The following is an 18,847-nucleotide window of genomic DNA, read 5'->3' as shown; positions in this document are numbered from 1 at the left end:
TCGCAGCTTACCGAGAGGCATGCGCTCTGCTAAAATGCGCCGCCTTATCCGTCTGTAGGCTGCACTGTGCCATTTACCTGGGTTGACTGGGCGATCGTTGCAATCATCGCCATCTCCGCTTTGATCAGTTTGAGCCGCGGCTTCGTCAAGGAAGCATTATCGCTGGTGACCTGGATCATCGCAGGAGCCGTCGCCTGGATGTTCGGTGGCTCACTGTCCGAGTACCTCGCCGGATACATCGAAACCCCATCGGCTCGCGTGATCGCGGGCTGTGCCATCATGTTTGTCGCCACACTGATCGTGGGCGCAATGATCAATTATCTTATCGGCGAGTTGGTACGCGTCACCGGGTTGTCCGGGACCGATCGATTCCTCGGCATGGCCTTCGGCGCTGCGCGTGGCGTGTTGCTGGTGGTCGTGGCGGTCGGGCTGTTGAGTCTGGGGCCGGTACAGCAGGACGGGTGGTGGAAAGAATCACAGCTCGTACCAAAGTTTCTATTGGTCGCCGACTGGTCCAAAAACCTGATACTCGGGTGGAGCAGTCAGTGGCTTGCCAGCGGAATCAGCGTACCCGCTGATATTCCGTTCAAGGAGCAACTCTTGCCGTCGGCGAAAACGCCTCAGTGAGTGTTGTTCAGTTCAGATCCATTAAGTAGGGGTTGCGTCGCATGTGTGGCATCGTCGGTATCGTCGGTAAGTCGAACGTCAATCAGGCGCTGTATGACGCGCTAACCGTGCTCCAGCACCGCGGCCAGGACGCTGCCGGTATCGTGACCAGCCATGATGGCCGGTTGTTCCTGCGCAAGGACAATGGCCTGGTGCGTGACGTGTTTCAACAGCGTCACATGCAGCGTCTGGTCGGCCACATGGGTATCGGCCACGTCCGTTACCCGACCGCAGGCAGTTCGACTTCGGCCGAAGCCCAACCGTTTTACGTCAACTCGCCTTACGGCATCACCCTGGCGCACAACGGTAACCTGACCAACGTTGAACAGTTGGCCAAAGAGATCTACGAATCCGATCTGCGTCACGTCAACACCAGTTCCGACTCGGAAGTGCTGCTCAACGTGTTCGCTCACGAGCTGGCCCAGCGTGGCAAGCTGCAGCCGACCGAAGAAGACGTGTTCGCTGCCGTGACTGACGTGCACAACCGTTGCGTCGGTGGCTACGCCGTCGTGGCGATGGTGACCGGTTACGGCATCGTCGGTTTCCGCGACCCGCACGGCATCCGCCCGATCGTGTTCGGCCAGCGTCACACCGACGAAGGCGTCGAGTACATGATCGCCTCGGAAAGCGTTTCGCTGGACGTGCTCGGTTTCACCCTGATTCGCGACCTGGCACCGGGCGAAGCGGTCTACATCACTGAAGACGGCAAGCTGCACACCCGTCAGTGCGCGACCAACCCGTCCCTGACCCCGTGCATCTTCGAGCACGTCTACCTGGCGCGTCCGGACTCGATCATCGACGGCGTATCGGTCTACAAGGCCCGTCTGCGCATGGGTGAGAAGCTCGCCGAGAAAATCCTGCGCGAGCGTCCAGAGCACGACATCGACGTGGTGATCCCGATTCCGGACACCAGCCGTACAGCCGCGCTGGAACTGGCGAATCACCTGGGCGTGAAATTCCGCGAAGGTTTCGTCAAGAACCGTTACATCGGTCGTACCTTCATCATGCCGGGTCAGGCGGCGCGCAAGAAGTCGGTACGCCAGAAGCTCAACGCCATCGAGCTGGAATTCCGCGGCAAGAACGTGATGCTGGTCGACGACTCGATCGTGCGCGGCACCACCTGCAAGCAGATCATCCAGATGGCTCGCGAAGCCGGCGCGAAAAACGTCTACTTCTGCTCGGCTGCTCCGGCGGTACGCTTCCCGAACGTCTATGGCATCGACATGCCAAGCGCTCACGAATTGATCGCGCATAACCGTTCGACGCAGGACGTGGCGGATCTGATCGGCGCTGACTGGTTGATCTATCAGGACTTGCCTGACTTGATCGAAGCGGTCGGTGGCGGCAAGATCAAGATCGAGAACTTCGATTGTGCGGTGTTCGACGGCAAGTACGTCACCGGCGATGTCGACGAGGCATACCTGAACAAGATCGAGCAGGCGCGTAACGACTCCTCGAAGATCAAGACCCAGGCGGTCAGTGCGATCATCGATCTGTACAACAACTGAGTTTCTACCGGCCCTGAGGGGCCGGTTTTGTATCTGACTTTCAATTTTCGAGAACAGCGCAAGGAGTGACAGCATGAGTCAGGAATGGGATGCCGGTCGGCTGGACAGCGACCTTGAAGGCGTAGCGTTCGATACCCTGGCCGTACGTGCCGGTCAGCACCGTACGCCGGAAGGTGAGCACGGTGATCCGATGTTCTTCACCTCCAGCTACGTGTTTCGCACCGCTGCCGATGCAGCCGCACGGTTTGCCGGCGAAGTGCCGGGCAACGTCTACTCGCGTTACACCAACCCGACCGTGCGCGCGTTCGAAGAGCGCATTGCTGCACTGGAAAGCGCCGAGCAGGCTGTTGCGACCGCAACCGGCATGGCTGCGATCCTGGCAGTGGTGATGAGCCTGTGCAGTGCTGGCGATCATGTGCTGGTCTCGCGCAGCGTGTTCGGCTCGACCATCAGTCTGTTCGAGAAGTACTTCAAGCGTTTTGGCGTGGAAGTCGATTACGTGCCACTGGCCGAGCTTTCGGGTTGGGATGCGGCAATCAAGCCGAATACCAAATTGCTCTTCGTTGAGTCGCCGTCCAACCCTCTGGCTGAGCTGGTTGATATCGCCGCACTGGCAGAAATCGCTCATGCCAAAGGCGCGATGCTGGTGGTCGATAACTGCTTCTGCACCCCGGCGTTGCAACAGCCGCTGAAACTGGGGGCGGACATCGTCGTGCACTCGGCGACCAAGTTCATCGACGGCCAGGGCCGTTGCATGGGTGGGGTGGTAGCCGGGCGTAGCGAGCAGATGAAAGAAATCGTCGGCTTCCTGCGCACTGCCGGGCCGACCCTGAGTCCATTCAATGCGTGGATTTTCCTCAAGGGGCTGGAAACCTTGGGCCTGCGGATGAAGGCGCATTGTGCCAATGCCCAGGAGCTGGCTGAATGGCTGGAGCAGCAGGACGGTATCGAGAAAGTCCATTACGCCGGTCTCAAGAGCCATCCGCAGCACGAACTGGCTCAACGTCAGCAGAAGGGCTTCGGTGCGGTGGTGAGCTTTGAGGTCAAGGGCGGCAAAGAGGGCGCCTGGCGCTTTATCGATGCCACCCGTTTGATTTCGATCACCGCAAACCTTGGTGACAGTAAAACCACCATCACTCACCCGAGCACTACTTCTCACGGCCGTCTCGCACCGCAAGAGCGTGAAGCAGCGGGAATCCGTGACAGCCTGATCCGCATCGCGGTCGGTCTCGAAGACGTGGCGGATCTGCAAGCCGATCTGGCGCGCGGTCTGGCAGCGCTGTGATCGAGTTGTCGACGCCGACAGCGGGTACCCATGGCCGCGTCGCGTTGGTCACGGGTGCCGCGCGCGGTATCGGTCTGGGGATTGCGGCGTGGCTGATCAGCGAAGGCTGGCAAGTGGTGCTGACCGATCTGGATCGTGCGCGCGGTTCGAAAGTGGCGAAGGTGCTGGGCGAAAACGCCTGGTTCATTGCCATGGACGTTGCCGATGAGGGCCAGGTTGCGCTGGGTGTTGCTGAGGTGTTGGGGCAGTTTGGTCGTCTCGACGCGCTGGTATGCAATGCGGCGGTCGCCGATCCGCACAACATCACCCTGGAAAGCCTCGATCTGGCTTACTGGAATCGCGTGCTGGCGGTAAACCTCAGTGGGCCGATGTTGCTGGCCAAGCACTGTGCGCCTTATCTGCGCGCTCACAACGGTTCGATCGTCAATCTGGCCTCGACCCGTGCGCGGCAGTCGGAGGCGGACTCCGAGGCGTATGCGGCGAGCAAGGGTGGGTTATTGGCGCTCACGCATGCGCTGGCAATCAGCCTGGGGCCGGAGATTCGCGTGAACGCCGTCAGCCCGGGCTGGATCGATGCGCGTGATCCCTCTGCGCGTAGAGCCGAGCCGTTGGCCGATGCCGATCATGCTCAGCATCCAGCGGGCAGGGTAGGGACAGTCGAAGACGTGGCGGCCATGGTTGCGTGGTTGCTGTCGAGGAATGCCGGGTTTGTCACCGGGCAGGAATTCGTCGTCGATGGCGGCATGACGAAAAAGATGATCTATAGCGAGTAGATCGTCTTTTTCTGTGAATTTGCGTTGAATGAACTGGCGCCTTCGCGAGCAGGCTCGCTCCCACATTTGGAATGCAATCCCCTGTGGGGGCGAGCTTGCTCGGGAAGGCGGTCTTGCAGGATGGAAGCAATTTCGTCTTTTTTAGAAAAACTTCAATCCTGCTATTGACTTAGGTTCTCTACCTGCGTAAATTTCGCGGCCTCGGAGATGCAAACGGGTGATTAGCTCAGCTGGGAGAGCGTCTGCCTTACAAGCAGAATGTCGGCGGTTCGATCCCGTCATCACCCACCACTCCCCGAGAGACTTGCGTAAGCAAGAGCGTAGGCTGAAAGTGCCTGCACCGACGCGCAGCGGTAGTTCAGTCGGTTAGAATACCGGCCTGTCACGCCGGGGGTCGCGGGTTCGAGTCCCGTCCGCTGCGCCATATTTTACGAATCAGGCTTGTCTGGTTCGCGATTGCCAAGCACCGAAGCTAGCAGTCAAAACGAGTTACTTGAGCGCAAGCTCAAAGCGATACGCAGCGGTAGTTCAGTCGGTTAGAATACCGGCCTGTCACGCCGGGGGTCGCGGGTTCGAGTCCCGTCCGCTGCGCCATATCTGCTCCAAGGACCACTGAACGCCTTGAAGCACCGAAAGCAACCCTTGGTTGATTCGGAATCGATAGCAAAGACCCTGGTCGAAAGACCGGGGTTTTTTGTGTCTGGAATTTGGCTATTACCTTCTTTTCCTCCCGCCCCAATCCCGAAGCCAACACAAATCCCTGTAGGAGTGAGCCTGCTCGCGATAGCGTCAGTTCAGCCATGCTGCTGGTGACTGACACTCCGCCATCGCGAGCAGGCTCACTCCTACAAGTGTCTACCCGCCTGCTGCGGTCTCACGTCGCATTGATTTTTTGATTCTTTAGTCAAATTTTTGTATCTGGTTGTTTGCTGCGAGCCCAGAAACCTTTAAAGTTAACCTTTCGGTCAGCTTTGCACTGTCATCACGCCTTTCGTTTAGCCAAGAAGGGCTTCTGCAAGACTCGAGATTCCCAGTAGATAACCAGAAGGGCGGACACATAACCGCCCAGAGGATGATCCATGTCCAACCGTGATATATCCCGGCGCTCGTTCCTCCAGGGCGGGCTGGTGGCGGGCGTGAGCGTCACGCTCACGCCACTCAGCACCCAGGCGCTGGCTGCCTTGATGGAAAACAGCGTAACCGTGCCGTCCGAGAAATGGCTCGGCAACAACGGCAAAGCGCGTCAGCGTAACGATGCGCTGTCCAAGGTCTGCGGCAGCAAAGTCTTTGCTCGCGACATTCGCTCCAAGGACATGCCGGGCTGGCCCGAGCAGCAAGGCCACGCCATGTTGCTGAAAACCATCAAGGCTGACCGCATTTACGACGGTTACGACCTGTCGTGGCTTGGCGCTGACTTGCAGCCTGACCGTATCGTCACCGCCGCCGATCTGGACAAGGACGGCATCGTCTTCCCGGAAGAACATGCGCCGGATCCACTGCTGCCAGAAGGCAAGGTGCCAATGTTCATCGGTCACCCGGTGGCCATCCTGATCTGGAACGACTTCGAGCGCTTCCGTCAGGCCAAGAACAAACTCAAATTCAATGACAGAGCGATTCGTTACGGTGCCAAAGTACCGTTCTACGAAGGCGACCCCTACGGCAGCTTCCGCTATGTGCGCGTTGGCGGCGCGACCTCGGCAGACGAAGATGAATTCGCCAGCCTCAAGGACTCGATCCTGTTCCCGATGCTGAAGAACCGTCGTCCGGTGTGGAATTCCCAGCCGAACCTGCACGGCAATCTGACCGAGCGCGGGCTGTTCTACGCTGACCGTATGAAGAGCGAGATCGACACGCCGCCGGACAACTGGCTGGTATTCGACGAGCGCTACAAGACCCCGTCGATTGAACCGGCAGCCATGGAACCGGACAACGGCAACGGCTGGTACGACCCGAAGACCAAGACCCTGCATTTCGTAGTGGCCACCCAGTGCCCGCTGGAGGCCGCGACCGAGACCGCGAAAATGATTTCGCCGTCGCGCTTCGGCCTCGACAACCTCAACATGCATCCGGGTTACACCGTCGGTTACGGTTCCAAAGACCACAACATCTTCGTTTACTACGCGGCCCTCGCCGCGTTGTACGGCGCCGGTGTGCCAGTACGCTTGGCCAACGACCGCTACGAGCAGTTCCAAAGCGGGATCAAGCGTCACCCGTTCGACATCCGCTACCAGTTGGCCGTGGACAAGAACGACTACAGCTTCAAGATTTTCCGCGCTGAAATGAGCGTCGACGGTGGCGGCCGGGTCAACTACAGCCCATCCGTAGCGGCGGTTGGCGCCACGGCGGCACAGTCGATTTACTACATGCCGCAAAACGACCTGCAGGTCACCGCCTACCACTCGCGTGCTGTCGAGGCCGGTTCGATGCGCGGTTACGGCACCCTGCAGAGCATGGCGGCGACCGAAATGATGGTCGACGAAATTGCTGATCGACTGGGCGTCGATGCCATCGACCTGCGTCGCAAGAACGCCCTGCGTTCGGGCATGAAAAACACCCAAGGCGCGATCCCCGCCGGTGCTTTGCGCCTGCATGAAATTCTCGACAAGGCCTCGGTGCACGAAGTCTGGAAAAACCGCGACGCGATCAAGAAACAGCGTGAAGTCGCAGACCCGGACAACTGGTACGGCGTCGGTTTTGCCATTTGCCAGAAAGACTTCGGCACCGGTTCTGAAGCGCCGATGGCCAGCATCGAATTCACCGCTGACGGTCGCATCACCTTGCGCCACATCGGTATCGAAATCGGCACCGGCATGTCCACCTCGCAAGCGCTGGTCGTGGCCGATTTCCTCGGCAGCCCGGCGCACGAAGTGAAGACCGGTGAAACCGAATGGAAGGAAATGCAGCTGATCACCAGCGGCAACCCTTACATCATGAGTCAGACTGAGCAGGATAACCTGCTGCGCAACCCGCGCTGGGTCGGCAAGCTGGCCTCGGCCTCGTCGGCGACCAACTCGGCGTACTACTTCAGCCATGCCACCCGTGAAGCGGCGCGCGTGCTGTTCAACAATGGTTTGTGGCCGGCGGCAATGGAGATCTGGCGTCAGGGGCCTTATGGCGGTCAAGCCAACCCTTACGTCGTGCGTCGCGAAGATGCGCACTGGGTTGACGGCAAACTCACGGCCAACGGCATGCAGCCCCTGAGCTTCGAAGAGCTGGCCAAACGCGCTCACGAGCGTGGTCTGGTGACCGGCGCCACCGTTCACGCGTTCAACCGCTGGAGCTGGGCCGAGGCCGAATACAGCATCGACGGCGTGCGCGAGCGTCTGCCGCTCGATGGTCTCGCCGTGAAATACGGTGACGGCGCGCCGAAAGCGAAGAAAGCGTTGATGACCACGTCTGGTTTCCATCTGTTGGACCGCCAGAACATCAATTATCCGGTTGTGCAGTTGAACAACGCTGCCGTGACTTACTACAGCCCGGTCGCCACGCTGGTCGAGCTGAAGGTCAACAAGGGTTCTGCCGAAGTTGAAGTGCTCAACCACCATTCGTGGGTCGAGTGCGGTCGTGTGCTGGTCGAAGAGCTGGTCAAGGGGCAGATGGAAGGCGGTATCGCCATGGGCATCGGTCACGCGTTGATGGAAGAAATGCCGCTGTATGAAGGTGGGCCGGGGGAGGGCGACTGGAACTTCAACCGTTACCGTCTGCCGATGGCGCGCCACGTTGCTGTGTGGAAACAGACGTCGGAAATTCTCCCGGCGCTGTCGCCAAGCGATCCGTCCAAAGGCATCGCCGAAGTGGTGATGATCCCGATTGTCGGCGCCATCGGTAACGCCGTGGCGCATGCCATTGGTAAACGTGTTCGCGATCTGCCAATCACTGCTGCGCGCATCAAGGAGGCCCTAAATGGCTAACCGTCCGCTTCAACTGACCCTCAATGGTCAATCCGTCGGCCCCGTGGACATCCCTGATGACCTGCCGATGATCGACTATCTGCACGAATACAAAAACCTCACCGGTTCGCGTCTGGGCTGCGGCCAGGGCATCTGCCACGCCTGCGTAGTGATCGTCGACAATCCCGACGGCACCAGTGAAGAGGTGCGCACCTGCATTACCGGCGCGCACTACTTCGAAGGCAAGAAAGTCCGCACCATCGAGAGCCACGCCAAGCGTGACGAAGACGGTCAGGTGACTGAGCTGAACCCGATCCAGCAGCGCTTCGTCGATGAGTTCGCTTTCCAGTGCAGCTACTGCGCACCGGGCTTCGTCAACGCCGCGACCGTGCTGGTTGAGAAGCTGCAGCGCCAGCCGATTGTCAAAAGCCAGCTGGAACAAGTCATCGAGGACAGCCTCGGCCATCACGTCTGCCGTTGCACCGGGTACGTGCGTTACTACAACGCTACCCGCAACGTGCTGACCGATCTCGGCCTGGTCAAGGAGGGTTAAGCATGAAGCTTTTACTGACCCGCCTGACCCTGGCGGTCGGCCTCGCTGCGCCGGTGTTGTTTGCTCACGCCGATGATCAGGTCAAGCGTGGCGAGTATCTCGCACGCGCTGCTGACTGCATGGCTTGCCACACGGCAGCGGGTGGTGCGCCGTTTGCCGGCGGTCTGCCGATCGTCTCGCCGTTCGGCACGATCTACGGCACCAACATCACCCCGAGCAAAGAGCACGGCATCGGTTTGTATAACGATGACGAGTTCTTCGCGGCGCTTACCGAAGGCAAGCGTCGCGACGGTGCGAACCTGTATCCGGCGATGCCGTACACCTCGTATCACCTGATGCCGCGCGCGGATTCGGATGCGATCCATGCGTATCTGAAAACCATCGAGCCGATCGAGCGCGCAGCGCCGGTCACCAGTCTGAGCTTTCCGTTCAACGTGCGTCCGGGTCTGATCGGCTGGAACATGATGTACGGCAAAGACCTGAAACTGGAGTCGGCCGAAGGCAAAAGTGAAGCGTGGAAACGCGGCCAATACATGGTCGAAGTGCTCGGTCACTGCGGCGAATGCCACACCCCGCGCGGCCTGCCGGGTGCGATGCAGCTGGATAAACGCCTCACCGGCGGAATCCTTAATGGTTATCTGGCGCCGAGTCTGCTGGCTACTGATCTGGCCGCTCGCGGCTGGAACGAGCAGGATCTGAGCACGTTCCTCAAGCACGGCATGAGCGCGCAGGGGACGATGTTCAACGAGATGTTCCCGGTGTTCCACAACAGCACTCAGGGCCTGAGCGATCCGGATCTGGCGGCAATGGCGACGTTCCTGCTCGGCGACAAACCGCCGGCAGCCAAAACGCTTGTCGAAGTGCCGGTGGAAAAACTCAGTCCGAGCGCCCAGCGCGGCCAGCAGGAATACCTGAATGTCTGCGCCGGTTGCCATGCGGTCGGTGGTGAAGGCAAACCGCACATCGCGGTGGCCATGCGCGGCAACACCACGTTGCGCCTGGAAGATCCACGCAACCTGTTGCGCGTGATCGAAGATGGTATCGGCGAGCAGAAGTTTTCCGGTTTCGAGCACATGCAACCGATGCCGGGTTTTGCCGGCAAGCTCAGTCCTGAACAGCTGACCGATCTACTCAACTACCTGCGTCAAGGGTGGGGCGGCCAGTCTGCCGAGCTGGCAGTGAGCGAGGTGCAGAAGTTGCAAGCCGACGCACCGTCCATCGAGCACAAGGCCCACTGACATGCAGCATCTCGATCTACAAGTGGTGCGCCGCGCGCTGGAGTGGTCGGTGGCGGGGCAGCGTATCTGGCTCTGCACCGTGCTGACGACTTACGGCTCGGCACCGCGTGCGCCGGGTTCGCTGCTGGCGGTGAACGATGGTGGGCAGTGGATCGGCTCGCTGTCGGGTGGCTGTGTCGAGGAAGACTTTCTCGAACGCGTCGCCGAAGGTGCGTTTGTCGATGCGGTCAACGTCGTGCGCTACGGCGAGGGTGACGATCCGCGTTCGCGGGTCAGCCTGCCGTGTGGCGGCATTCTCGATGTGCTGGTAGAGAAATTTGACGCCGATTGTGATGTGCAGGCGCATCTGCGTGAGTTGGAGTCGGCGCTGCTCGGTCAGCGTCGCTTGATTCGCGAGGTCGATCTGGCCAGCGGTGCGCGCAGTCTGTTCGCAGATCGCGAGCAGGGTGCGCGCATCGAGCGTGAGATTGATCGGGTGCGGATTCGTGTTGGCGCGGCGCAGCGCTTGTTGCTCGCCGGTTATTCCAGCGTGGCGCAGGCGTGTGCCGAGTTCGCCGTGGGTCTCGGGTTTGAAGTGATTCTCTGCGATCCGCGTGATGAAGTGCTTGAAGGCGTGGTGCTAAACGGCGTGGAGATTCGTCGGCAATTGCCTTCGGTGTTCATCGCCGATGGTGGCTGCCACCGCGATACGGCGGTCGTCGCGTTGACCCACGATCCGCGCATCGACGATCTGGCGATGATGGAAGCGGTGCGCACCGAAGCGTTCTACATTGGCGTGATGGGATCGCTGCAGACCTCGCAGAAACGCTTTGAGCGACTGCGCCGGATCGGTGGGCTGGGCGAGTCTGAGTTGGCGCGGATCCATGCGCCGATCGGGCTTAACCTCGGCAGCAAGACGCCGGCGGAAATTGCTCTGGCGGTGCTGGCTGATATCCTGCGGATCCGTAGCGGGATTGCTCGGGATCAGCTCTGAAACCGTTCAGTGTTGAATAAAAAGGGCCGCTGTTCAGCGGCCCTTTTTTACATCCCGAATTTGTCGCGCAACCCGTAATACCAGGCACCCAGCGCCGCAAACGGTGTTCGCAGCAATTGGCCGCCGGGGAACGGGTAGTGGGGCAGATCGGCAAACGCATCAAAGCGCTCGGCCTGACCGCGTAACGCCTCAGCCAGAACCTTACCTGCCAGGTGTGTGTACGTCACGCCATGGCCGCTGCAGCCCTGCGAGTAATAGATGTTGTCACCCAAGCGCCCGACCTGAGGTAAGCGTGAGAGGGTCAGCAGGAAATTTCCGGTCCAGGCGTAATCAATCTTCACATCCTTGAGCTGCGGAAATGCCTTGAGCATCTTCGGGCGGATGATCGCCTCAATGTTCGCCGGATCCCGCGCGCCATAAACAACGCCGCCGCCGAAGATCAGACGTTTGTCGCCAGTCAGGCGGTAATAGTCGAGCAGGTAGTTGCAGTCTTCGACGCAGTAATCCTGCGGCAGCAATGTTTTCGCCAGCTCGTCACCCAGTGGCTCGGTAGTGATCACCTGAGTGCCGCACGGCATCGATTTGGCTGCCAGTTCCGGCACCAGATTACCGAGGTAAGCGTTGCCGGCGACAATGATGAACTTGGCCCTGACCTTGCCTTGCGGCGTATGTACCACCGGGTTGGCGCCACGCTCAATGCGCAGGGCAGGCGATTGCTCATAGATCGTGCCGCCGAGCGACTCGACCGCCGCTGCTTCGCCGAGGGCAAGGTTCAGCGGATGAATATGGCCGCCGCTCATATCGAGCATGCCGCCGACGTACTGATCACACGCGACCACTTCGCGGATGCGGCGTTGATCGAGCAGTTCCAGTTGCGTATGACCGAAGCGCTCCCAAAGACGCTTCTGCGATTCCAGGTGACCCATCTGCTTGGCGGTAATGGCTGCGAATACGCCGCCGTCCTTCAGGTCGCACTGAATGTTGTACTTGGCCACGCGCTCGCGAATGATCCGGCCACCCTCGAAAGCCATCTGCCCGAGCAAATGCGCCTGCTTCGGCCCAACGGTGCGTTCGATCACATCGATGTCACGGCTATAACTGTTAACGATCTGCCCGCCATTACGTCCAGAGGCGCCGAAACCGACCTTGGCCGCTTCCAGTACCGTCACGCGAAAACCGTTCTCCAGCAGAAACAGGGCAGACGACAATCCGGTATACCCGGCGCCGATCACACAGACGTCCGTCTCCACATCATCCTGCAAGGCCGGGCGGGGCGGTACGGTATTGGCCGACGCAGCGTAATAGGACTCTGGGTAAGGGGTGTTCGCCATCCGGCAGCCTCTGTTTAATATATTTTACGAGTGCACCGATCCTACCTGAGTTGAAAAACCTCTGCCAGCCACCGGAAAATCTTCGTCAGCGGCCCGAAATTAAATATTTTGCATATTCATAGGGTTAGGTGAAAAAAAGGTGTTGACACCCCTCGGGAATTCCGTAGAATGCCGCCTCACAGCAGGCACGTAGCTCAGTTGGTTAGAGCACCACCTTGACATGGTGGGGGTCGTTGGTTCGAGTCCAATCGCGCCTACCAAACAAAATCCGCTCTGCTGGGCGGTCTAGAAGGGCTCACCGAAAGGTGAGCCCTTTTTTGTTGTCTGCGATTTGTGCGGAGTGCTCAAAAAGTATCGGGCTTGTTCATCTGGGCGCCGGGAGTGCTGTTGTGACTGTAGGGATTATTGGCATTCAATATTCCAAGCCTCGACTCTCAGCCGTTCCAACAGGCTGCATCTCTTTAGAGATACTTGGTTTCCAGCCTTTTTTAAGGAGTTCTTTCCTCGCTGACAAAAAAGGCGTGCCTTCTTTTATCGGGATTTCTGTTGCGCTGGCAAAGGTGCAGCTGAAGCAAAGCAATAAAGATACGAACAGATGTGTTCTCATTTCGCAGTCCCGCCAAATTTCCTGTAAGTCGACACGACGTCGTCATAGGGCATGTACTTTTGGCCGGAGGGCTTTCCATTTAGCGGGCGGTTGGCTTGGCCTGGGCCCATGGGTAAAGCTTCCCACTGGCCAGATGCCTTGTGAATTGCATTTTTGATGTCACCATTTACGATTGGAGCAATTGCCTTTACCGATCGAAGGAATCTGTTACGCGAGCTGCGGGTTTGCCACTGATGGAAAAATCCTTTTCAAGGGGTCAGGCGGGTGCTGGCAGGCTGTCGCTGATTTCGACGATGCGAGCTATCCGTGGCGTCTTTATGAAATGTCTGGGCGGTGCGGGAGTCGGCGTGGAGTTGGGCGGGCGCTGGTGGGGAGGAGCCTGTCCATAGGTTTGGAGTGCATCGAATTGAACCGTCCATGTAACTTTCGTACGCAGATGATCCTACTATTTCGAAGGGTTGTTAACAATTGTTACATCTTTTTGGTTGACTGATTTGCGGCGAGTTTTTCGCGGATTTTCTCCGCGCTCTGATTGGTTTGGATCCTTGCTGATTTGCGTGCGAGTGATCAGGCAGGCTGGATGTGGCTGTCGCTACTCCTGGAGTTGTGCTTTGTGGCGGCCAATGAGTAACCGTCTGTCGCCATCGTCCTTTGAAATAATGTGGATATTTAATGACTTACGATGATTTTTAACCGACCGGTTATCAAAAATAAGTTGTTAGGTGCAGGATGATTCAGTAAGATCCGCCCCGCGTTCACCACCACGGTTTATGCATTTTTAAATCCCAAGCTTCCATCAGCTGCTTGGGATTTTTTTTGCCTGCGATTTGCCTCTACCGGCTGAATTTCTCGTTTCGGTCTCTCCTGAATGCCTGACGACACCCGACAGGCAAATCCTTGTTTTTTCAACTACTACTGACTGGCCGATTTTCAACTCTTTCTGATGAGGGTGTGTCGATGCTGGTTCATTGGTTTCTTGCAGCTGTTCATCTGCTGGCATTTGCCTTGGGTTTTTGGGCCGTACTGACGCGAGGGACGGCGTTCAGTCGCTTGGCGGCGGGGACGGGAGAGGCGGGGCGGGTTCTGCTGGCCGACAATTTCTGGGGGATCTGCGCACTGATCTTGTTGATCACCGGCGGGATGCGTGCCTTCGGCGGATATGAAAAAGGCACTGACTATTATCTTCATCAACCGCTGTTTCATCTGAAGATGACGCTGTTCGTTCTGATTCTGCTGATAGAGCTGGCGCCGATGATCACGCTGATCAAATGGCGGATCGCCAAGGCGCGGAGTGCGGAGCTCGATACCGGGCGAGCAAAGCTGTTCGCACGCATCAGTCACGTCGAAGCGCTCTTACTGGTGTTAATGATGGTTGCAGCCACTGGCATGGCGCGTGGTGTGGTGTTCGGATAGGAAGGCGAATTCCCTTCGCTCTATCGGAAATGTCCGACAGCCAGCCTTGAGAATGCTCGGTAGTATCGATCAGCAGAAGGGACGGGAGGGTAACGCGGCGGGTGCATGTGTCAGGCGCCGTGCCCAAGGAGCTTGGGAAGCGGGTGGCAAAACGGCGCGTGAATCTTTAGCCAGTCATTGCGCGCAAGCAAACGAACTGGCTACTGACTGCAGTGCGACTCAGGGAGTCTGTGGCTTGTCCGGGGCGGTCAGGCCAGCCTGAATACGCTGGTAGATTTCTTCGCGATGCACTGCAACGTTTTTCGGCGCGTTGATGCCGATGCGAACCTGTTGGCCGCTTACGCCCAGAATGGTGATGGTGATGTCATCACCGATGTTTATGCTTTCACCGACTTTGCGGGTGAGTATCAGCATGGTCTTCTCCTTGATTGCTTTGTAGGGCACCTGATTCAGACAGTGCAGAGGTCGGTGGTACGTATAGATTAGTGCGAAGTCTCACGGTTTGGGTGCCTCTTTCTGACGCGCAGATGCGGCATTAATTCCCAGGGCGTAACTATACAGAGGCTGCAATCATCAATCTCGTTGTTTTGTGCCCATTTTGCGGGGCTCGCGAAGTATTTATGAATGTTAAGATCGCCGCTTTGAGAATTCCGAGGGAAGCGTTGTGCGCAAATTGGTTTGGGTAGTCGCGGCACTGGTATTGGCAGGATGTGGTGAAGGCAAGAGTGTGGACGAGCAAAAGTCGCCAACGGTGGCCGCGACAGCTCCTGTCGCAGCATCTGTTGCGCAGTGGGATCTTGAAGTGCGTGGCGAAACGCCTCAGGCGGTCAGTGATCTGAGTGGCTGGTTGATCGAACACGCTTTCGTGCCGACAGTTGTCAGGGATGGTAGCGGCAAAACGCGCATTCTGATTGGTCCGTTCAATTCCCAGGCCGAAGCTGAAGCCCGAAAAGTGCAGGTGGATGCGGCGTTGGTGAAAGCCAAAAAACAGAATATTGAATCGGTCATCATCGAGCATCCGATCACGCCGTAACACGCTCCATTCGGCGGAGCTGCCTAAAGGTCATCAAGCGCGATTCGTTCCTTTTGAATCGCCGAAGATATCCAGAAGGAGCTCCCCATGGCCTCCGCCAATCCCTACAAGTTGTTCGATGTCACTTTGCAGCGTAAAACCCGATTGAGTCCGCACATGATGCGCCTCACTCTGGTGGGCGCACCCGTTTGCGAAATGGCCACGTGGGCGCCGGATCAACGGGTAAAGCTGTTTTTCCCTGCCGCCGACGGTTCACAGTCAACGCTTGCCCAGGACGAGGGGTGGTACGCGCGCTTCAAGTCGATGCTGGTCGATCGACGGCCCGCGATGCGCACCTACACCATTCGCCACCTGCGAGCTGAACAGGGCGAAGTGGATATCGATTTTGTTCTGCACGGTGAAACCGGTCCGGCATCGCGATGGGCCTTGCGCGCGCAGCCGGGGGACTCAATGCAGATTCTTGCCCCTGACAAACATTTTTTAGCGCAGCAGGCCGGTGGGTTCGAATGGAAGCCTCCGCGAGCGCTAAAGCAATTGCTACTCGTCGCCGATTCCACGGCGTTGCCGGCCGCCATGGGCATTCTCGACGAAATGGCGGTCCTCGCCGAGCCCCCGCAAACCCAAGCGTTCTTCGAAGTCGACAGTGCGCAAGACATGCTCGCCGTGCCTGACTGGCCTGGATTATCGGTGCAATGGTTGATTCGTGATGAGGCCAATGCAGAGGTCGCCGGTGCGCTGATGGTCGATGCGGTGCGGCAAGCGACCTTGCCCGTGCATACCTCTTCAGAGGGGCAGGCCGTGAAGCTTGCGGATGTCGATATTGATAAAGACATTCTCTGGGAAGTCGCCGACGCCGCAACCGGAGGTTTCTACGGCTGGATTGCAGGAGAAAGTGCGGCGGTCATGAGTCTGCGCAAATACCTGATCAAAGAGTGCGGCATCCCGCGCGAAGCGCTCAATCTGATGGGTTACTGGCGCTACAACAAATCTGGCAGCTAAGCATGAAAAAGGGCCTCGAACATCACGTTCGAGGCCCTTTTGTATTGCGTGAGGGATTAACCGCAGGCTTTCAGATTGACTGGCCCGACAAATTCATTGCCGCGCCCCATCACACACGCCACGCTCTGATTACGCTGGCGTTCCCAGTCCTGCACGGGATAGGTCTTGTCCCACGCCTCGTACAATTGACGATCCTGTTTCGACAGGCGCAGGCCATATTGCTTGCTCATGTAGAAATAGGTGCGGGCGATCATGCCGCGAATCGAAGGGCGCGGCATGACCTTCTTTGCCTTGAAGTCGACCTGAGTCAGACACGAGCCGTACTGACCGGATTGCACCGGTAGCCAGCCGTAACTGAAGTTGCTGCGGTCGCCATTGACCTCACCGATGCTCGGCACCAGGTTGTGCAGGTCGGCCTCGGCTTTCTGGTAGGACGGGTCATAGCGTGTGCAGTTCTTGCGACCGCCTTCCTGCCAGCATTGACGCTGATGGCCAAACTGCCACGCAGGCACGATGTGCTCCCACTCGATGCGCGAAGCGCGTTTGGCGTTTTTGCGCGGTATATAACCGCAAGCCTTCAAATCAACTTTGTTGCCGGTGTATTTGCATCCGCAGTAAAACTCGGTGGACTGCGGCGCGTACAGCTTCCAGGCGACCTTCTTGGCTTCGGTGAAGGTGCGGGGTGCGCCGGCCTGAGCCCCCATGGCGACGAACAACAACAGTAAAGCGAAAAAGCGGACACTCATTGAATCAATCTTCCTTCGGCACAACCCAAAAAATCTGCACGCCGCCATCGTCTCGGTAGGCGAGGGTGACGTTGTCGTTCTCGTCGATTTCCTCGAGCAGGCGCTCCCACTCATCCATCGGCTCATCCGGCAAACGGAAGATCAGCGCGGCTTTGGCTTTTTGTGCGGTGGGGGAGTTGATGATTTTCTGAACGCGCAGACCCATGCGTTCGTAAGCATCAGGAGCATCAGGAGCATCAGGAGAGGTGGCCACGAGGTTATCCTTATTAAGCTGTACGTGCATACAGTATTTAACTGTAAGCAATTTCGCAACTGCTTAAAATTCAAGAAAATCCTCTGACAGCGGTTTTCGGATTTTGGTGTAGGTCGTGTCGACTTTTTTGTGGGAAAAATGCAGAAGGGTTGTAAGCAGCCCACCACTCGCCAGACAGGAGAGTGGTGAACCAAGTGCCCGATCGAGAATCGACCGGGCGAAGGTCAATCAGTATTCCCAGAACATCCGTTGCAGTTCCTTGCTGTCATTGGTTTTGGTCAATGCGACCATCGCCAGGATGCGGGCTTTCTGCGGGTTCAGGTCGTGCGCGACAACCCAGTCGTATTTGTCGTCTGGCTGCTCGGCGTTGCGCAGAACGAAGCCGCCAGCGTTGACGTGAGACGAACGAATGATTTGCACGCCATCCTTGCGCAGCGCTTGCAGGGTCGGAACTACGCGAGAGGATACGGAGCCGTTGCCGGTACCGGCGTGGATGATCGCCTTGGCGCCGGACTGCGCGAGAGCCTTGTAGGCGGTATCGCTCACGTTGCCGTAGGAATAAGCGATTTCTACGTCAGGAAGACTCTTGATGTTTTTGATGTCGAATTCCGAATCCATGGTGTGACGCTTGGCTGGCAAGCGGAACCAGTAGGATTTGCCTTCGACCACCATGCCCAACGGACCCCAGGCGCTCTTGAAGGCCTCGGTCTTGATGTTGATCATTTTGCTGACGTCGCGACCGGACTGGATTTCATCGTTCATGGTCACCAGTACGCCTTTGCCGCGTGCATCTTTACTGCTGGCGACAGCGACGGCGTTGTACAGGTTGAGCATGCCATCTGCCGACATGGCAGTGCCTGGACGCATCGAGCCAACGACGATGATCGGCTTGTCAGTCTTCTCGACCAGATTGAGGAAGTAGGCGGTTTCTTCCAGGGTGTCGGTACCGTGGGTGATGACGATGCCGTCGACGTCTTTGCTGTCAGCCAGTTCCGCAACACGGCGGCCCAATTGCAGCAGGTTGTCGTTGGTGATGCTTTCCGAAGCAATCTGCATGACCTGTTCGCCGCGCACATTGGCCAGTTTGTTCAGCTCGGGAATGCCGGCAATCAATTGTTCGATGCCAACTTTAGCGGCCTGGTAGGTGGCGCTGTTGGCAGCACTCGCGCCGGCACCGGCAATGGTGCCGCCAGTGGCAAGTACCACCACGTTAGCGAGTTTTGTCTGGGTTTCGACTTCTTTCGCCTGAAGGGCGGTAGGCAAAAGCAGGAGAAGGGCCAAAGCGCCCGGAACCAAAGTGTTAAAAGCAGATTTCATTATTTTTCTCTCTAGTAGTGAGACGGTGCTGATGCAGGTTCATCTAGATGCGCCCCGGGCTGATCTGAATGCCTGGAGTGCTATGGGAAGAGCAGGATCTGTACCAGCCGTACTTTGCTTTAGAGAAATGTTTAACCTGATGATTTAAATCAAGTTTTTATGATTTGGAAAAGAGCAGAGGAAATCGCCTATCCGGGTTTCCGAACAATGGAAGCTTTCGCGTTCGGTTCACCGAAAAGGACTACCGATCCTGTCGAACGAA

Annotated in this window: 17 protein-coding genes and 4 tRNA genes; 15 read left to right on the top strand and 6 right to left on the bottom strand. The window is 58.0% G+C overall.

Annotation, left to right across the window (positions count from 1 at the left end; genetic code table 11):
* Positions 1-66 precede the first annotated feature (66 nt).
* The 11 genes from CQ009_RS23600 to CQ009_RS23545 all read left to right on the top strand — a co-directional run bounded on the left by CQ009_RS23600 (position 67) and on the right by CQ009_RS23545 (position 10,886).
* Positions 67-627 carry a CvpA family protein gene (locus CQ009_RS23600; RefSeq protein ID WP_039771589.1) on the top strand — a complete coding sequence of 187 codons (561 nt, stop codon included), beginning with the start codon at positions 67-69 and terminating at the stop codon, positions 625-627.
* Between the two features lie 41 nt (positions 628-668).
* Positions 669-2,174: an amidophosphoribosyltransferase gene (gene purF, locus CQ009_RS23595; RefSeq protein WP_007913462.1), complete on the top strand. Its 1,506-nt coding sequence runs from the start codon at positions 669-671 to the stop codon at positions 2,172-2,174.
* Positions 2,175-2,247: 73 nt separating this feature from the next.
* Positions 2,248-3,459 carry an O-succinylhomoserine sulfhydrylase gene (locus tag CQ009_RS23590; RefSeq protein ID WP_064389132.1) on the top strand — a complete coding sequence of 404 codons (1,212 nt, stop codon included), beginning with the start codon at positions 2,248-2,250 and terminating at the stop codon, positions 3,457-3,459.
* On the top strand, positions 3,456-4,232 hold the full coding sequence (locus CQ009_RS23585) for an SDR family oxidoreductase (RefSeq protein WP_008083223.1): 777 nt from the start codon (positions 3,456-3,458) through the stop codon (positions 4,230-4,232). The genes CQ009_RS23590 and CQ009_RS23585 overlap by 4 nt, the downstream gene beginning before the upstream one ends.
* Before the next feature lie 215 nt (positions 4,233-4,447).
* Positions 4,448-4,523: transfer RNA gene (locus CQ009_RS23575), tRNA-Val, on the top strand.
* Positions 4,524-4,579: 56 nt separating this feature from the next.
* Positions 4,580-4,656, top strand: a tRNA-Asp gene (locus CQ009_RS23570).
* A 93-nt stretch (positions 4,657-4,749) separates the two neighbouring features.
* Positions 4,750-4,826, top strand: a tRNA-Asp gene (locus CQ009_RS23565).
* A 485-nt stretch (positions 4,827-5,311) separates the two neighbouring features.
* Positions 5,312-8,143: a xanthine dehydrogenase family protein molybdopterin-binding subunit gene (locus CQ009_RS23560; protein ID WP_105708860.1), complete on the top strand. Its 2,832-nt coding sequence runs from the start codon at positions 5,312-5,314 to the stop codon at positions 8,141-8,143.
* On the top strand, positions 8,136-8,675 hold the full coding sequence (locus tag CQ009_RS23555) for a (2Fe-2S)-binding protein (RefSeq protein WP_105708859.1): 540 nt from the start codon (positions 8,136-8,138) through the stop codon (positions 8,673-8,675). Before CQ009_RS23560 ends, CQ009_RS23555 begins: the two co-directional genes overlap by 8 nt.
* A gap of 2 nt (positions 8,676-8,677) precedes the next feature.
* Complete coding sequence (locus CQ009_RS23550) at positions 8,678-9,913, top strand: cytochrome c (protein ID WP_064389135.1); 1,236 nt, start codon at positions 8,678-8,680, stop codon at positions 9,911-9,913.
* Between the two features lies 1 nt (position 9,914).
* Positions 9,915-10,886 carry an XdhC family protein gene (locus CQ009_RS23545; RefSeq protein WP_105708858.1) on the top strand — a complete coding sequence of 324 codons (972 nt, stop codon included), beginning with the start codon at positions 9,915-9,917 and terminating at the stop codon, positions 10,884-10,886.
* A 47-nt stretch (positions 10,887-10,933) separates the two neighbouring features.
* Here the strand turns inward: CQ009_RS23545 and CQ009_RS23540 are convergent, their stop codons facing one another.
* Entirely contained in the window at positions 10,934-12,217 is a 1,284-nt protein-coding gene (locus CQ009_RS23540) for an FAD-binding oxidoreductase (protein ID WP_105708857.1), read from the bottom strand.
* 183 nt (positions 12,218-12,400) lie between these two features.
* Between CQ009_RS23540 and CQ009_RS23535 the strand changes: the two genes are divergently transcribed.
* A tRNA-Val gene (locus CQ009_RS23535) sits at positions 12,401-12,477 on the top strand.
* 152 nt (positions 12,478-12,629) lie between these two features.
* Here CQ009_RS23535 and CQ009_RS23530 read toward each other — a convergent pair.
* A complete protein-coding gene (locus CQ009_RS23530) occupies positions 12,630-12,824 on the bottom strand; it encodes a hypothetical protein (RefSeq protein WP_105708856.1) in 195 nt (64 codons plus the stop codon).
* Between the two features lie 957 nt (positions 12,825-13,781).
* Here CQ009_RS23530 and CQ009_RS23525 point away from each other — a divergent pair.
* Positions 13,782-14,237 carry a DUF2214 family protein gene (locus tag CQ009_RS23525; protein WP_105708855.1) on the top strand — a complete coding sequence of 152 codons (456 nt, stop codon included), beginning with the start codon at positions 13,782-13,784 and terminating at the stop codon, positions 14,235-14,237.
* A gap of 219 nt (positions 14,238-14,456) precedes the next feature.
* Here the strand turns inward: CQ009_RS23525 and csrA are convergent, their stop codons facing one another.
* Positions 14,457-14,651 carry a carbon storage regulator CsrA gene (gene csrA, locus CQ009_RS23520; RefSeq protein ID WP_003179932.1) on the bottom strand — a complete coding sequence of 65 codons (195 nt, stop codon included), beginning with the start codon at positions 14,649-14,651 and terminating at the stop codon, positions 14,457-14,459.
* Between the two features lie 250 nt (positions 14,652-14,901).
* On the opposite strand from csrA, the gene CQ009_RS23515 reads away from it, so the two are divergent.
* Both CQ009_RS23515 and CQ009_RS23510 read left to right on the top strand, forming a co-directional pair.
* Complete coding sequence (locus CQ009_RS23515; protein WP_105708854.1) at positions 14,902-15,270, top strand: SPOR domain-containing protein; 369 nt, start codon at positions 14,902-14,904, stop codon at positions 15,268-15,270.
* An 87-nt stretch (positions 15,271-15,357) separates the two neighbouring features.
* Entirely contained in the window at positions 15,358-16,269 is a 912-nt protein-coding gene (locus CQ009_RS23510; RefSeq protein ID WP_105708853.1) for a siderophore-interacting protein, read from the top strand.
* Between the two features lie 56 nt (positions 16,270-16,325).
* Here the strand turns inward: CQ009_RS23510 and CQ009_RS23505 are convergent, their stop codons facing one another.
* The 3 genes from CQ009_RS23505 to CQ009_RS23495 form a co-directional block, all read right to left on the bottom strand.
* The gene (locus CQ009_RS23505; RefSeq protein WP_105708852.1) at positions 16,326-17,015 is read right to left on the bottom strand and encodes an endonuclease; all 690 of its coding nucleotides are present in this window, start codon (positions 17,013-17,015) and stop codon (positions 16,326-16,328) included.
* Positions 17,016-17,019: 4 nt separating this feature from the next.
* A complete protein-coding gene (locus tag CQ009_RS23500; protein WP_105708851.1) occupies positions 17,020-17,298 on the bottom strand; it encodes a DUF1654 domain-containing protein in 279 nt (92 codons plus the stop codon).
* A 198-nt stretch (positions 17,299-17,496) separates the two neighbouring features.
* Positions 17,497-18,585 carry an asparaginase gene (locus tag CQ009_RS23495; RefSeq protein WP_064389143.1) on the bottom strand — a complete coding sequence of 363 codons (1,089 nt, stop codon included), beginning with the start codon at positions 18,583-18,585 and terminating at the stop codon, positions 17,497-17,499.
* Positions 18,586-18,847 lie beyond the last annotated feature (262 nt).

Origin of the sequence: Pseudomonas sp. MYb2 (assembly GCF_002979955.1) — a bacterium.
Taxonomy (GTDB): domain Bacteria; phylum Pseudomonadota; class Gammaproteobacteria; order Pseudomonadales; family Pseudomonadaceae; genus Aquipseudomonas.
The sequence above is the reverse complement of the archived record's forward strand: the minus strand, read 5'-3'. Positions and strand labels throughout refer to the sequence as shown.